Raw genomic sequence first — 12,791 nt, forward strand, 5'->3', positions numbered from 1 at the left:
CGCAGGTGCGCGCCATGCTCATCGCCAACCCCAAGGCGACCTCCACGACCCTGCGGGCCCGCGGCATCCTCATGCGGGCCTTCACCGGCGACATCGACCTCGTGCTCGCCGAGACCGGCCACCGCGGCCACGCGACCGAACTGGCCAGGCAGGCGGCCGCGGACGGCTACGACGTCGTGATCGCGCTCGGCGGGGACGGCACGGTGAACGAGGCGGTCAACGGACTGCTCGCCGGCGGCCCGTCCCCCGATCTCCCGGCGCTGGCGGTGGTGCCGTGCGGGAGCGCGAACGTGTTCGCCCGCGCGCTCGGGCTGCCCGACGACCCGATCGGCGCGACGACGGCGGTGCTGGAGGCGCTGCGGGCGGGCCGGCACCGGACGGTCGGGCTCGGGACGGCGTCGCTGCCGGACGGCGGCGAGCGGTACTTCACGTTCTGCGCCGGCGTCGGGCTGGACGCGGAGGTCGTCCGGGAGGTGGAGCGGCGGCGCGACGCGGGCGTCCGCGCCGACCCGTCGCTGTATGTGCGGACCGCCGTCCGGCATTTCTTCTCCGGCACCGATCGGCGGCGTCCCGCGCTCACTTTGGAACGGCCCGGACGCCCCCCGATTCCGGGGCTGTTCCTGGCGTTCGTCTCCAATACCTCGCCGTGGACTTTCATGGGCCGGCTGCCGGTGAATCCGAGTCCGAAGGCGCACTTCGGGCGCGGGCTGGACGTGTTCGGGATGCGTTCGCTGCGGGTCGGTCCGACGGTGGGCGCGCTGGTCCAGATGCTGACCTCGCGCACGCGTCCGCTGCAGGGACGGCAGGTCGTGAACGTCCACGATGCGGCCGAGGTCACCTTGCGCGCGGACCGCCCGGTGGCCTTTCAGCTCGACGGCGACTACCTCGGCGAACAGCGGAGCGTGACCTTCCGGTCGGTTCCGAAGGCGATACGCATCGTCATTTGAGTGGTCGCCCCGCAGGTGCGGCGGGTGGTCATTTGCGGCGCATGGGCGGCCAGGTGAGAGCCAAGTAACACGTTCGTCCCACGGGTGTGACACATGCGACACCCATACTTTGAGAATCCTTTCTCAAAGGTCTTGCGTCGCCCCGCGCCGCCCTGACACGCTCAAAGTGCGCCCGCTGGACGGGGACCCCGACGCCGCCGGTCCTCCGCTCCTCGGCGCCGCCGAACATTCACCCCTGGACCTGTGTCACAGCCTCCCGGGCGTTCGCGACATGTGAAACCGTTCACAAAAGTGGAGTTTCTCCACCACCTGACGAAGGAGTGGACCGCATGGACTGGCGCCACCGCGCAGCCTGCCGTGACGTGGACCCCGAGCTGTTCTTCCCGATCGGCAACACCGGGCCGGCGATCCTGCAGATCGAAGAGGCCAAGCAGGTCTGCCGCCGCTGCGACGTGACCGACGCGTGCCTGCGCTGGGCACTGGAGTCCGGCCAGGAGTCGGGCGTCTGGGGCGGCATGGGCGAGGACGAGCGCCGCGCCCTCAAGCGCCGCGCCCGCGCCGGCCGCAGTGCCCTCAGCATCCGCCGCTGATCCGCCGCTGACATCCGCCGCTGAGAGGTCTCATCGCGGCCGGTCACTCCGGGTGCAGTAACGGGCGACCGTACTGACAACGTGACCGGCCGCGGCTCAGATCCGTCCCCGGCGTCAGACCCGTCCCGGGCGGTGGTTGTGGTCCAGCGGGATGTCGACGACCACCTCCGTGCCGCCGCCGGGACGGGGACGGAAGTCGAGCCTGCCGGCCAGCTCCCCCACGATCAGCGTGCGGACGATCTGCAGGCCGAGGCTCGTGGTGCTCTCCACGTCGAAGTCGGCGGGCAGCCCGACGCCGTCGTCGGCGACCACCGTCACCAGCCGGCGCCCGGACACGTCCGCCCCGGTCTCCTCCTCGTGCGGGGCGCGGGGCTCGTGCGCCCCCGGTGCCGGCCACTCCCCCCAGACCTCCACCCCGCTCGGCTCGGGGCGCTTGTCCCCCTCGCCGTGCCGGCGCGCGACGACCTCCAGCGTCCCGAACCGGTTGGCGAGCCCGTGCTCCAGGGCGTTCTGCAGCAGCTCGGTGAGGGCCATCGCCAGCGGCGTCGCGATCTCGGCGGGCAGGACGCCGAAGCTGCCGGTCCGCTTCGGGGCGACCTTGGTCTCCGGCGTCGACACCTCCCCCGCCATCGTGATCACGCGGTCCGCGATGTCGTCGAAGTCGATCAGCTCGTCCGGGGTGTGCGACAGCGTCTCGTGCACGATCGCGATGGACCCGACGCGGCGGACCGCCTCGTCCAGCGCGGCGCGCCCCTCCGGGATCCGCAGCCGCCGGGCCTGCAGCCGCAGCAGCGCGGCGACCGTCTGCAGGTTGTTCTTCACCCGGTGGTGGATCTCGCGGATGGTGGCGTCCTTGGTCATCAGCTCCCGGTCCCGCCAGCGCAGCTCGGTGACGTCCCGGCACAGCACGATCGCGCCGATCCGCGTCCCGCCGACGACCAGCGGGATCGTCCGCAGCTGCATGATCGACCCGCGCGACTCGACCTCGACCTCGCGGGGCGCGCGGCCCGACAGCACGACGCTCAGCGCCTCCTCCCTCGGCTCGCCGGTGTCGCACAGGTCCGCGGTGACCTGGCCGAGCGCCTCCCCGACGAGGTCGGTGGGGTAGCCGAGCCGCCGGTACGCCGACTGCGCGTTCGGGCTGGCGTAGACGACCTTGCCGGAGCGGTCCAGGCGCATCAGCCCGTCGCCGACGCGCGGCGAGCGGACCATGTTCGGCTCCTCGCCCGGCACCGGGAACCGGCCCTCGGCGATCATCGTGGCGAGGTCGCTGGCGCTCTGCAGGTAGGTCAGCTCCAGCCGGGACGGGGTGCGCGCCGAGCTGAGGTTCGTGCTGCGCTGGATCACCCCGAGGATCTTGGCTCCGCGCCGCACCGGGATCGACTCCTCCCGGACGGGGATGCCGCTGCCCCACTCGGGGTCGCCCTCCCGGACGATCCGGCGCTCCCGCCACGCGACGTCGATGAGGCCGCGGCGCCCCGTCCGGACGACCTTGCCGACGAGGTCCTCGGGGTAGGCGGTCGGGCCGGTCGTGGGGCGCATCTGCGCGATCGCCACCCAGCCGGGGACGGTGGCGCCGGTGTCCATCCGGCCCCGCCGGCCGCGGGTCGTCCCCTCGGCGGGCAGCGCGTCCGCCGACCGCAGCGGCACCCACAGCAGCAGGTCCGCGAACGACAGGTCGGCGAGGAGCTGCCAGTCGGACACGAGCGCGTGCAGCCATTCCAGGTCGGTCTCGGTGAGATCGGTGTGATCACGGACCAGATCGGTCAAGGTAGGCACGCGACCATCATCGCCCATGGGTATTGGTACCGGGGCTGGTGACCCGGCCCGTGCGCGGCCTGGCAGGATTCCCGGCATGACCGCAGGACGAGACCCCCTGGCCAGGCTCCGGGACGCGGCGGCGCGGCGGGCCGGCGCCGGGCTGCGCCGGACGCTGCGCCCCCGTCCCGACGGGCTGACGGACCTCGCGTCCAACGACTACCTGGGACTGTCCGGCGACCCGCGCCTCGTGGAGGGCGCGTGCGCCGCCGCCCGCGCGTGGGGCACCGGCTCCACCGGCTCGCGCCTGGTCACCGGCACGACGGGCCTGCACGCCGAGCTGGACCGGCGGCTCGCCGCGTTCACCGGCAGCGCCGCCGGACTGGTCTTCTCCTCCGGTTTCCTGGCCAACCTGGCCGCCGTGACCGCCCTCGCCGGGCCGGGCGTCCTCGTGGTGTCCGACCAGGTCAACCACGCCTCCATCGTGGACGCGTGCCGGCTGTCGCGGTCCCGCGTCGTGATCGTCCCGCACCGCGACGCGGCCGCCGTCGAGGAGGCGCTGGCCGGCCGGGAGGAAGCCGACGCCGTCGTGGTCACCGACGCGGTGTTCTCCGTGGACGGCGACCTGGCCCCCCTCAACGCGCTGCACACGGCCGCCCGGACGCACGGCGCGCTGCTGGTCGTCGACGAGGCGCACGCGCTCGGCGTCGTGGGCGAGCACGGCCGCGGCGCCGCGCACGCCGCCGGCCTCGCGGGCGAACCCGACGTGGTCCTGACGCTCACGCTGTCGAAGTCACTGGCGGCCCAGGGCGGCGCGGTCCTCGGCGCCGCCGAGGTGATCGAGACGCTGATCGACACCGGGCGCTCGTTCATCTTCGACACCGGCCTGAACCCGCCCGCGGCGGGCGCCGCGCTCACCGCCCTCGACGTGCTGGAATCCGACCCTGGCCTGCCCGTCCGGGCGCGTGACCGGGCCCGGCGGATCGCAAACCTCGCGGCCGGTTCCGGCCTGGAGACCGCCGCGCCGGCCGCCGCCGTCGTCCCCGTCTTCCTCGGCGAGCCCCGCGCCGCGCTGCGGGCCGCCGGGATCTGCGCTGAGCACGGGCTCCGCGTCGGCTGCTTCCGTCCGCCGTCGGTCCCGAAGGGCCGCGCCTGCCTGCGCCTCACCGCACGCGCCACGCTGGACGAGGCCGACCTCACACGCCTCCGGACGGCCCTGGCCGAAGTCGCGTCCTCTACCGCCCGTAGTCTGCACGCATAACATCGGGGAGAACCGATGATGAACGTGAGGAGTAGCCGTGACGGAGGTCAGGGGCGGGCCCCGGCACGGGGGCGGGTTCGAGCACGGGTTCGACCGGGCCTCGCTCGCGGGCATCGGTAAGCGGCACCCGAACCAGGCGCCGCGCATCCCCAAGTACTACAAGCTCAAAGAGCTGCTGGTGGAGCTGATCCAGTCACTGCCGGCCGGCAGCCCGCTGCCCCCCGAGCGGACGCTCGCCGAGAAGTACGAGACGTCCCGCACCACCGTCCGGCAGGCGCTCGCCGAACTCGTCGTCGAGGGCCGCCTCCAGCGCATCCAGGGCAAGGGGACGTTCGTCGCCAAGCCGAAGGTCGCGCAGGAACTCCAGCTCGTCAGCTACACCGAGGACATGCGGCACCACGGGCTGCGCCCCGAGACCCGCATCCTGGAGGCCGGCTACGTCAGCGCGGACGAGAGCCTCGCGACGCTCCTGTGCATCCGGCCGGGCGGCCGCGTCCTGCGCGTGCACCGGCTCCGCCTCGCCGACGGCGAGCCCATGTCGATCGACACCTCGCACCTGCCGGCCCGCCGCTTCCCCGGCCTGCGCCGCGAGCTGTCCCGCCACCACTCCCTCTACGAGACGCTCGCCACCGCCTACGACGTCCACCTGACCGAGGCGGAGGAGACGATCGAGACCGTCCTCGCCACCCCCCACGACGCCCAGCTCCTCGGCGTGGACGTGGGCCTCCCGATGCTCCTGCTCTCCCGCCACGCCTTCGACGCCACGGGCCAGCCCGTCGAGTGGGCCCAGTCCCTCTACCGAGGCGACCGCTACAAGTTCATCACCCGCCTGAGCCGCTGACCCCGGGCCTTCTCCCCGCGCGCACTCCGGCCTTCGGGATTGTCGAGCACAAGTTCGAACGAGTTGGCTACGCTGGGTACATCCCTTCTCTACGATGACCGGGAGCAGATCGTGAGGGAGGAGTCACGAAACGTGAAAACCCTGACCAACGAAGAAGTGTCGAGACTGCCCGATACGCCCTACAACCTGTGGGTGCGCGGCGAACTCGACGACCACGTTGACGCCCCCGAAGGATCCCGGATCGAGATCATCGGAGGAAAGGTCGTCGTGTCCCCGCCCCCAGGGCTACCGCACAACGCCATCGCAGGGGACATCAACTACGCGACGGTCCGCGCCCACGTGCTCCGGCCCGACTTCGGCTGGCGGACCGATCAGGGCAGCGGACTGTCCCTCGTCGGAGTGGGAGACGGGTTCGTCCCCGACCTGATGATCCTGGACGAAGAGGTGTACCTGGCCGCGCGCCGCTCCCAGGTGCGGACACTGGTCCCCGACCAGGTCGAACTCGTCGTGGAGGTCACTTCGTACGGCAACGCCAAATGGAACGGCTACGCCGGAGCCGAGATCCCCTACTACCTTCTGGTGGACCGCTCGCCAAAGGTCGCGCGGTCCACCCTTTACTCGATTCCGGACCACGCACTGGGCGCCTACCTGCACCACGAGTCCTGGGCGTTCGGCGAGACGATCCACCTTCCCGACCCCTTCGACATCGAAATCGGCACCACCGAGTGGAAGTCCTGGGACGAGTGACCATGGCGCGCACGGCTACTGCGCGGGTGAACCCTACAAGGTCTGGGAGAGGGCCTTGATGGGCATGTGGAGGTCGGTGAGCAGGTCCAGGTCCTTTTGGGCCGGGCGGCCGAGGGTGGTCAGGTAGTTGCCTACGATGATGGCGTTGATACCGCCGAGCATGCCCTCGCGGGTGCCGAGGTCGCCGAGGGTGAGTTCGCGGCCGCCCGCGTAGCGCAGGATGGTGCGGGGCAGGGCCAGCCGGAACGCGGCGATCGTCTTCAGGGCCTCGGGGCCCTCGACCAGCGGAAGGTCGGAGAACGGGGTGCCGGGGCGGGGCGCCAGGAAGTTCAGGGGGACCTCGTCGGGGTCCAGACCGGCCAGTTGCGCGGCGAACTCCGCGCGCTGCGCGATGGTCTCGCCCATGCCGACGATGCCGCCGCAGCACACCTCCATGCCGGCGTCCTTCACCATGCGCAGGGTGTCCCGGCGCTCCTCCCACGAGTGGGTGGTGACCACGTTCGGGAAGTGGGAGCGGGCCGTCTCCAGGTTGTGGTTGTAGCGGTGGACGCCCATCGCGGCGAGCTCGTCCACCTGGTCCTGGGTGAGCATGCCGAGCGAGCAGGCGATGTTGATCTCGACGGCGTCGTTGATGGCCTTGACGCCGTCGCGGACCTGCGACATCAGGCGCTCGTCCGGGCCGCGGACCGCGGCGACGATGCAGAACTCGGTGGCCCCGGTCTTCGCGGTCTCCCTGGCCGCCTCGACGAGTTCGGGGATGTTCAGCCACACCGAGCGGACCGGCGACTCGAACGTGCCGGACTGGGAGCAGAAGTGGCAGTCCTCGGGGCAGCCGCCGGTCTTCAGGGAGACGATCCCCTCGACCTCGACCTCGGGGCCGCACCAGCGCATCCGGACCTCGTGGGCGAGCGCGAGCAGGTCCTCCAGCCGGTCGTCCGGCAGGGTCAGGACGTCCAGGACCTGCCGCTCGGACAGGCCCCTCCCCTCGTCCAGGACCTGGCGGCGGGCGGTACCGAGGATATCCGTCACGTGTTCTCCTTGTCGGGGCCGTGGCTGTCGCGGAAGGCGGCGGCGTCGAAGCCGCCGCCGAGGGAGGGGGCCAGGCCGCGGTGCGCGGCCGGCAGGAACTCCGCCGGGTCCAGCGCGGCCGCACCGGCGGGCAGCGCGCCCGACAGCGGGCGGGCCGCGATGGTCTCCAGGTCCCGGATGTTGCTGCGCATCGCGAGGTCCGGGTCGTCCGGCCAGGCGCCGATCACCACCCCGGCGAGCTGCACGCCGCGGTGCGCCATCGCCTCCAGGGTGAGCGCCGTGTGGTTGAGCGTGCCGAGGTCGGGGCGGGTCACCACGACGGCGGCGGCGCCGAGCCACCGCGCCAGGTCGGCGATCGTGGAGCCCTCGTCGTCGTAGCGGACGAGCAGGCCGCCCGCGCCCTCGACGAGCACGAGGTCGTGGCCGCCGGCCAGGTCCCGGACGCGTTCGGCGGCCTCCGGCAACCGGACGGGCGGGAGCCCGGCGCGGCGGGCGGCGGCGGCCGGGGACAGCGGGTCGGGGAAGCGGGCGAACTCGTGCAGGCCGCCGGTCCCGGCGAGGCGGCGCACCTCGTCGAGGTCGCCGGGCTCGCCGTCGCGCACCCCGGTCTGGCCGGGCTTGACGACGGCGACCGACGCGCCGCGGGCGGCGGCGACCGTGGCCAGCGCCGCGGTGACGACCGTCTTGCCCACGCCGGTACAGGTCCCGGTGATCACGAGGACGCTCACAAGGCGGCACACTAGCGCGGGCCGGCGGCGCGGACGCCCGCCGGATCCCACAGTCTTCGGCGGCCGTTTTTGTAACGGGCGGAACCCGGCGGCGGGTCCGCGGCGTCCAAGCTCCATGGCCGGTCCGTACACACGTTCCCGCTGGGTGCCGGCTCTCGCCTGCGCGGCGCTGGCCGCCTGCGCGGCCGCCGCCTGCGGCGACGGCCCGGTAGAGACCGGGCCTTCGGCGCCCCCCGCACCCGCCACGTCCACGACCTCGTCCCCCGCCAAGGACACCCCCGCCGGCGAGCACCTCGTCCTGCGCCGGCGCGAGACCGGAGGCATCGCCGGCCTCGGCCGCCCCGGCTCCGTCCCCGAGTTCTCCCTGTATTCCACGGGACGCGCGGTGACCGCGTCGAAGGGGGAGCTGACCGAGTACCGCCTGAAACCGGAGGCGCTGCGGCGGCTCCTGGACGAGGCGCGCGCGGCGGGCCTCGACCGCTCGCACACGGTCGGCTCCCGCCAGATCGCCGACGCGATCATCGCGGTGGTCGCCCTGGGCGACGCGACGACCCGGATCATCCAGCCGGAGTCGCAGACCGGCCCGGAGGCCCGCTTCCTGAAGGAACTGGACCCCGCGGGGTGGCCCGCGTCCGACCAGTCCGCGGAGCCGAAGCCGTACGCGCCGGAGAAGACGGCGGTCCTGGCGGGCGAGACGGCGGGCAGCGGCGCGGCCGAGAAGTGGCCGCTGGGACCGCTCGGCGACGGGGTGCGGGTGGCCGGGGCCGTCTGCACCCTGGCGCCGCCGGGGAAGGTGCCCGACACGAAGCCGGGTACCGCCTGGCGCAGTGACGGGAAGACCTACTCCGTCCGCCTCCGGCCCCTGCTGCCCGGCGAATCGTCCTGCCAGGACCTGGGTTAGCGGGCGTCCAGTTCCGCGGCGACCTCGCGGGCCGTCGCGGCGAGGTCCGGGTCCAGCTGGTCGAGGCGCTCGTCGAGGTCGTCGGCGAAGCGGAGCCGTTCGACGTCGGGTGCCGGGGCGGCCTCCGGCATCCAGGCCGAATGGATCAGGAACGGGACCGTGGTGCCGTTCGGCGGGGCCAGGACGGCGACGGGGCCGCGTCCGACGTCCGCGGCGTCGAAGAGTTCGACGCGGAAGCGGTCGTCGTTGTGGACCGCCACGACCAGGTAGCCGTCGTGGCCGCCGGGTTCCGCGCCCGCGTAACTGCTGCCGCCGTGCCCGCGCGGGACGAAGGACGGCGACGTCGGGTAGTCGTCCAGCGCGAACGTCCACTCGGACAGGGCTTTGAGGTCTTCGCGGTCGTGGCTCACCAGGACGGCCGGAGTCTCTTCCGCCGGGAACAGGGACGGGTCGATGCGGCCCGCGTAGTTGCGCATGGCGCGGCGGTTGACCGCCTCCGGATGGAAGCCCAGGTAGACGAGGTGGTGCCGGGTGGGGGCGGTCTGCCCTTCAATGCTCCAGTCGATCGCGGACAGTTCGGCCTGCCACCAGCGCTCCGGGTCGCGGGCGCGGGCGCGCTCGGTGATCCGGCCGGTCTCCGGGTCGAACCGCAGGACGGTCGTGAGCGCGGGCGCCATGCCGTGGCAGTACATGCCGCGCAGGGCCGGGTCGACCGGGCGGCCGTGGACGTCGACGTCGTCCTCGCGCAGGTACATCCCGATGTCGACGCCCTCGCCGTGCTCCATGACGACCTGGACGCCGTCGGAGTCGTCGTAGCGGGCGTAGAAGTGGTTGACCTCGGGGGCGAGGTGGAACTCGGTGCAGGTGACGGTGCCGCTCCCGGGGAGCAGGTCGTCCTTGCGGATCAGCAGGACGGGCCCGCCCGGGTTGTTGGGGGCGGTGCGGTCCCCGCCGAAGATCTCCTCGACCTCGATCTTGAAGGCGGTGTCGGCCAGCACGAGCCACTCGCGGGTCTGGGTGATGGTGTGGGTGGCCTGCGGCAGCGCCGCGCCCTCGACGGCCCAGCGGTGGACGCGGGTGCCGGTGCCGTCGTAGCGGATCACGGAGACGGCGCCGCTCAGCACGTCGCGGCTGACGCTCCACAGGCAGCCGCGCTCGGGGTCGACGACCGGGTGCGCGGTGGTGGCGATCAGCGGCAGGACGGCGTGGTCCATGGCGGGCTTCCAGTCGTCGCGGTGCCCGACCTCGGCGACGAACTCCAGCGTCACCGGATCGACCTCGACGGGGCGCCCGGCGTCCCAGGTCGCGAAGAGCCGGTCGCCCCACGGGAGCGGTGCGGTGTTGGCGGCGTTGACGAACCCCCACGGCGAGTCGGTGCCGACCGGCCCGGCGGTGAACAGGTCGGGCCGCCGGCCGCGCAGCCGGACGGACGGGGTGCCGATGACGCGGGCCCGCCAGGGGAAGCACCCGTCCGGGCCGGGCCGGAGCGGCATCCGCGCGATGATCCCGTCCCCGAAGAACGCGTGCCGGGGACGGGTCCGCTGGTCGGAGGTGCTGACGATGTAGTGGCCGCGCACGTCGTCCGGCCAGGCCCCGGCGACGACCTCCAGGTCCATGTCGGAGATGTCCTGCGTGCCGAGGATGGAGCGGGGAACCGGCATCAGCCCTCCCAGGGGGTTATTGACTCCCCGCCAATCAACAGGCCGGTGCGCGGCACCGTCAAGAGCCCGCCCTGTTCATCCCAGGCGCCCGTGTTCGGGCGGGATGTGTGCCAATACCCTGGTTCGGCACGGCCGCCCGGCCGTGGCGGGCGACTGGAGAAGCACTCGATGCGCGTGGAGGACGGACCGGCGGTGGCTGAACAGGTGGTCGTGCGGGTGGCGCGGCCCGAGGAGTACGAACTCGTCGGCGAGCTGACCGTGGAGGTCTACGTGCACGGCGGGCTGGTGTCGCCGGAGTCGTCGTACGTGCAGACGTTGCGGGACGCCGGTGACCGGGCCGCCAAGGCCGAGCTGCTCGTCGCGGAGGTCGGGGGCGAGGTCGCCGGGGCCGTCGCCTACTGCCCGCCCGAAAGCCCGTACGCGGAGCTCGCCGGGCCCGACGAGGCGGAGTTCCGGATGCTCGCCGTCCGGGAGAAGGCACGCGGGAAGGGCGCGGGGCGCGCCATGGTGACGGCGTGCGTCGAGCGGGCGCGGGCGGCCGGGCTGCGCGGGCTGCGGCTCTCCACGCAGCACAACATGGGCACCGCGCAGCGGATGTACGAGCGGCTCGGCTTCGTGCGGACGCCGGAGCGGGACTGGGCGCCGGCCCCGGGTGTGGACCTGCTGACCTACGCGCTGTCGTTCTGAAGCGCGCCGTGCTCGGCGCAGCGGGCCGTCCAGCCGAGCGGGGTCACCTGGACGACCATCCGGCGGCGGCAGCGCGCGCAGTAGCGGGGCGGTTCCATCTCGCGGGCGGCGGCGCACGTGGCGTGGTCGCCCTCGGCGGCGGGCTCGCCGCAGCGGTCGCAGTACACGGCCCTACTGTATGACGGCCGTCACCGGCCGGGGCGCATGCGGCCCACGAGCCCGGTGTCGTAGGCGCCGCTCGCGAACTCGGGGCGGTCCAGGAGTTCGCGGAGGAAGGGCAGGTTCGTCGGCGGGCCCTCGATGCGGAACGCGTCGACGGCGGCGCGGGCCCGGGCGAGTGCGTGCGCGCGGTCGTCGCCGTGGACGCAGAGCTTGGCGAGCAGCGGATGGTAGACGGGCGTGACGGTGTTGCCCTCGGCGTATCCGGCGTCGATGCGGATGCCGTCGCCGACGGGCTCCTCCCACACCTTGATCTCGCCGGATCCGGGCAGGAAATCCCGCGGGTCCTCGGCGTGGACGCGGAACGCGATGGCGTGGCCGCGCGGCGCCGGGCCGGTGAACGAGACGGGCTCGCCGGCGGCCACGCGGAACTGCTGCTCGACGAGGTCGATGCCGGTGGTCATCTCGGTGGCGACGTGCCCGGACGGCAGCCGGGTGCACATCTCCAGGAACGCGAAGTCCCGCGCGGCGGGGTCGACGAGGAACTCGACGCTGCCGATGCCGCGGTAGCCGACCGTCTCGCCCGCGCGGACGGCGGCGGCGAGGATCCGGTCGCGGAGGCCGGGGGCGAGGCCCGGTGACGGGGTCTCCTCGACGATCTTCTGGTAGCGGCGCTGGACGGAGCAGTCGCGCTCGCCGAACGCGACGACCGTGCCGTCCGGGAGGCCGAGGATCTGCACCTCGATGTGCAGGGCGCCCGGCACGTACCGCTCCAGCAGCACCTCGCCGTGCCCGAAGACGCGGTCGGCGGCGGCGCGGGCCGTCTCGTAGGCGGTGCGGAGCGACGGCTCGTCGCGGGCGACGGCCAGGCCGACGCCGCCGTCGCCCGCGGCGGGCTTGACCATGACGGGGTAGCCGATGCGCTCGGCCTCCTCGGCGGCCGTGCCGGCGTCCGGGACGGGCTCCCACACGCCGTGCCCGACCGGGACGCCCGCCTCCTTCATCAGGTTCCGGGAGTTGATCTTGTCGCTCATCCGGGCGATGGCGAGCGGCGGCGGGCCGACCCAGACCCGGTCGCGCTCGGCGACCTGCCGGGCGAGCGAGGCGTTCTCGGCGAGGACGCCGTCGCCCGGGTGGATCGCGCCGGCGTTGGTGCGGTGCGCGGCCTCCAGGATCGCGGGCACGTTGAGGTAGCTGCGGCCCGGGTCGGCGGGGCCGATGAGGACGGCCTCGTCGGCCTCGGCGACGAACGGCAGGTCGGCGTCGGCCTCGGAGTACACGGCGATGGCCTTGAGGCCCATCGCGCGGGCGGTGCGCAGGATCCGGCCCGCGATCTCCCCGCGATTCGCCACGAGCACGGACTCGAACACGGCGGCATCTCCCTCACCGGCGGACGAGACCCGGCGCCCCGCCCGCCCCGACCCTAGTCCGAATCGTTGACCTGCGGCGTGTTGTTGTTATGGAGCGGCTCATAACAACAAC

Annotated in this window: 13 protein-coding genes; 7 read left to right on the plus strand and 6 right to left on the minus strand. The window is 73.3% G+C overall.

Features of this window, described 5'->3' with window-relative positions; genetic code table 11:
* Nucleotides 1-5 precede the first annotated feature (5 nt).
* Both ABZ806_RS18670 and ABZ806_RS18675 read left to right on the plus strand, forming a co-directional pair.
* Nucleotides 6-947 carry a diacylglycerol/lipid kinase family protein gene (locus ABZ806_RS18670; RefSeq protein WP_500218557.1) on the plus strand — a complete coding sequence of 314 codons (942 nt, stop codon included), beginning with the start codon at nt 6-8 and terminating at the stop codon, nt 945-947.
* 329 nt (nt 948-1,276) lie between these two features.
* Nucleotides 1,277-1,537, plus strand: a complete 261-nt coding sequence (locus ABZ806_RS18675) for a WhiB family transcriptional regulator (RefSeq protein WP_500218558.1) — start codon at nt 1,277-1,279, stop codon at nt 1,535-1,537.
* 114 nt (nt 1,538-1,651) lie between these two features.
* On the opposite strand, the gene ABZ806_RS18680 is transcribed toward ABZ806_RS18675, so the two are convergent.
* Nucleotides 1,652-3,316 (minus strand): GAF domain-containing sensor histidine kinase, encoded by a 1,665-nt coding sequence (locus ABZ806_RS18680; RefSeq protein ID WP_500218559.1) that lies wholly within the window; start codon nt 3,314-3,316, stop codon nt 1,652-1,654.
* 76 nt (nt 3,317-3,392) lie between these two features.
* Here ABZ806_RS18680 and ABZ806_RS18685 point away from each other — a divergent pair, with 76 nt between their 5' ends.
* The 3 genes from ABZ806_RS18685 (at nt 3,393) to ABZ806_RS18695 (ending at nt 6,144) form a co-directional block, all read left to right on the plus strand.
* Nucleotides 3,393-4,556, plus strand: a complete 1,164-nt coding sequence (locus ABZ806_RS18685; RefSeq protein ID WP_500218560.1) for an 8-amino-7-oxononanoate synthase — start codon at nt 3,393-3,395, stop codon at nt 4,554-4,556.
* A 112-nt stretch (nt 4,557-4,668) separates the two neighbouring features.
* Entirely contained in the window at nt 4,669-5,397 is a 729-nt protein-coding gene (locus ABZ806_RS18690; RefSeq protein ID WP_500218571.1) for a GntR family transcriptional regulator, read from the plus strand.
* A 132-nt stretch (nt 5,398-5,529) separates the two neighbouring features.
* Nucleotides 5,530-6,144, plus strand: a complete 615-nt coding sequence (locus ABZ806_RS18695; protein WP_500218561.1) for a Uma2 family endonuclease — start codon at nt 5,530-5,532, stop codon at nt 6,142-6,144.
* Nucleotides 6,145-6,177: 33 nt separating this feature from the next.
* Here the strand turns inward: ABZ806_RS18695 and bioB are convergent, their stop codons facing one another.
* Together bioB and bioD are read right to left on the minus strand one after the other, a co-directional pair.
* Nucleotides 6,178-7,173, minus strand: coding sequence for a biotin synthase BioB (bioB, locus tag ABZ806_RS18700; RefSeq protein WP_500218562.1), 996 nt, complete (start codon nt 7,171-7,173; stop codon nt 6,178-6,180).
* Entirely contained in the window at nt 7,170-7,901 is a 732-nt protein-coding gene (gene bioD / locus ABZ806_RS18705; RefSeq protein WP_500218563.1) for a dethiobiotin synthase, read from the minus strand. Before bioD ends, bioB begins: the two co-directional genes overlap by 4 nt.
* 145 nt (nt 7,902-8,046) lie before the next feature.
* Between bioD and ABZ806_RS18710 the strand changes: the two genes are divergently transcribed.
* Nucleotides 8,047-8,802: a hypothetical protein gene (locus tag ABZ806_RS18710; protein ID WP_500218564.1), complete on the plus strand. Its 756-nt coding sequence runs from the start codon at nt 8,047-8,049 to the stop codon at nt 8,800-8,802.
* Here the strand turns inward: ABZ806_RS18710 and ABZ806_RS18715 are convergent.
* On the minus strand, nt 8,799-10,463 hold the full coding sequence (locus tag ABZ806_RS18715) for a carotenoid oxygenase family protein (RefSeq protein WP_500218565.1): 1,665 nt from the start codon (nt 10,461-10,463) through the stop codon (nt 8,799-8,801). The two genes, ABZ806_RS18710 and ABZ806_RS18715, sit on opposite strands and share 4 nt — an antisense overlap.
* Nucleotides 10,464-10,655: 192 nt before the next feature.
* Between ABZ806_RS18715 and ABZ806_RS18720 the strand changes: the two genes are divergently transcribed.
* Complete coding sequence (locus ABZ806_RS18720; RefSeq protein ID WP_500218566.1) at nt 10,656-11,150, plus strand: GNAT family N-acetyltransferase; 495 nt, start codon at nt 10,656-10,658, stop codon at nt 11,148-11,150.
* Here ABZ806_RS18720 and bsaP read toward each other — a convergent pair.
* On the minus strand, nt 11,132-11,317 hold the full coding sequence (bsaP, locus tag ABZ806_RS18725; protein ID WP_500218567.1) for a biotin synthase auxiliary protein BsaP: 186 nt from the start codon (nt 11,315-11,317) through the stop codon (nt 11,132-11,134). The two genes, ABZ806_RS18720 and bsaP, sit on opposite strands and share 19 nt — an antisense overlap.
* Nucleotides 11,318-11,338: 21 nt before the next feature.
* Nucleotides 11,339-12,679: an acetyl-CoA carboxylase biotin carboxylase subunit gene (locus tag ABZ806_RS18730; RefSeq protein ID WP_500218568.1), complete on the minus strand. Its 1,341-nt coding sequence runs from the start codon at nt 12,677-12,679 to the stop codon at nt 11,339-11,341.
* Nucleotides 12,680-12,791 lie beyond the last annotated feature (112 nt).

Origin of the sequence: Spirillospora sp. NPDC047418 (genome assembly GCF_040643275.1) — a bacterium.
Lineage (GTDB): Bacteria > Actinomycetota > Actinomycetes > Streptosporangiales > Streptosporangiaceae > Spirillospora.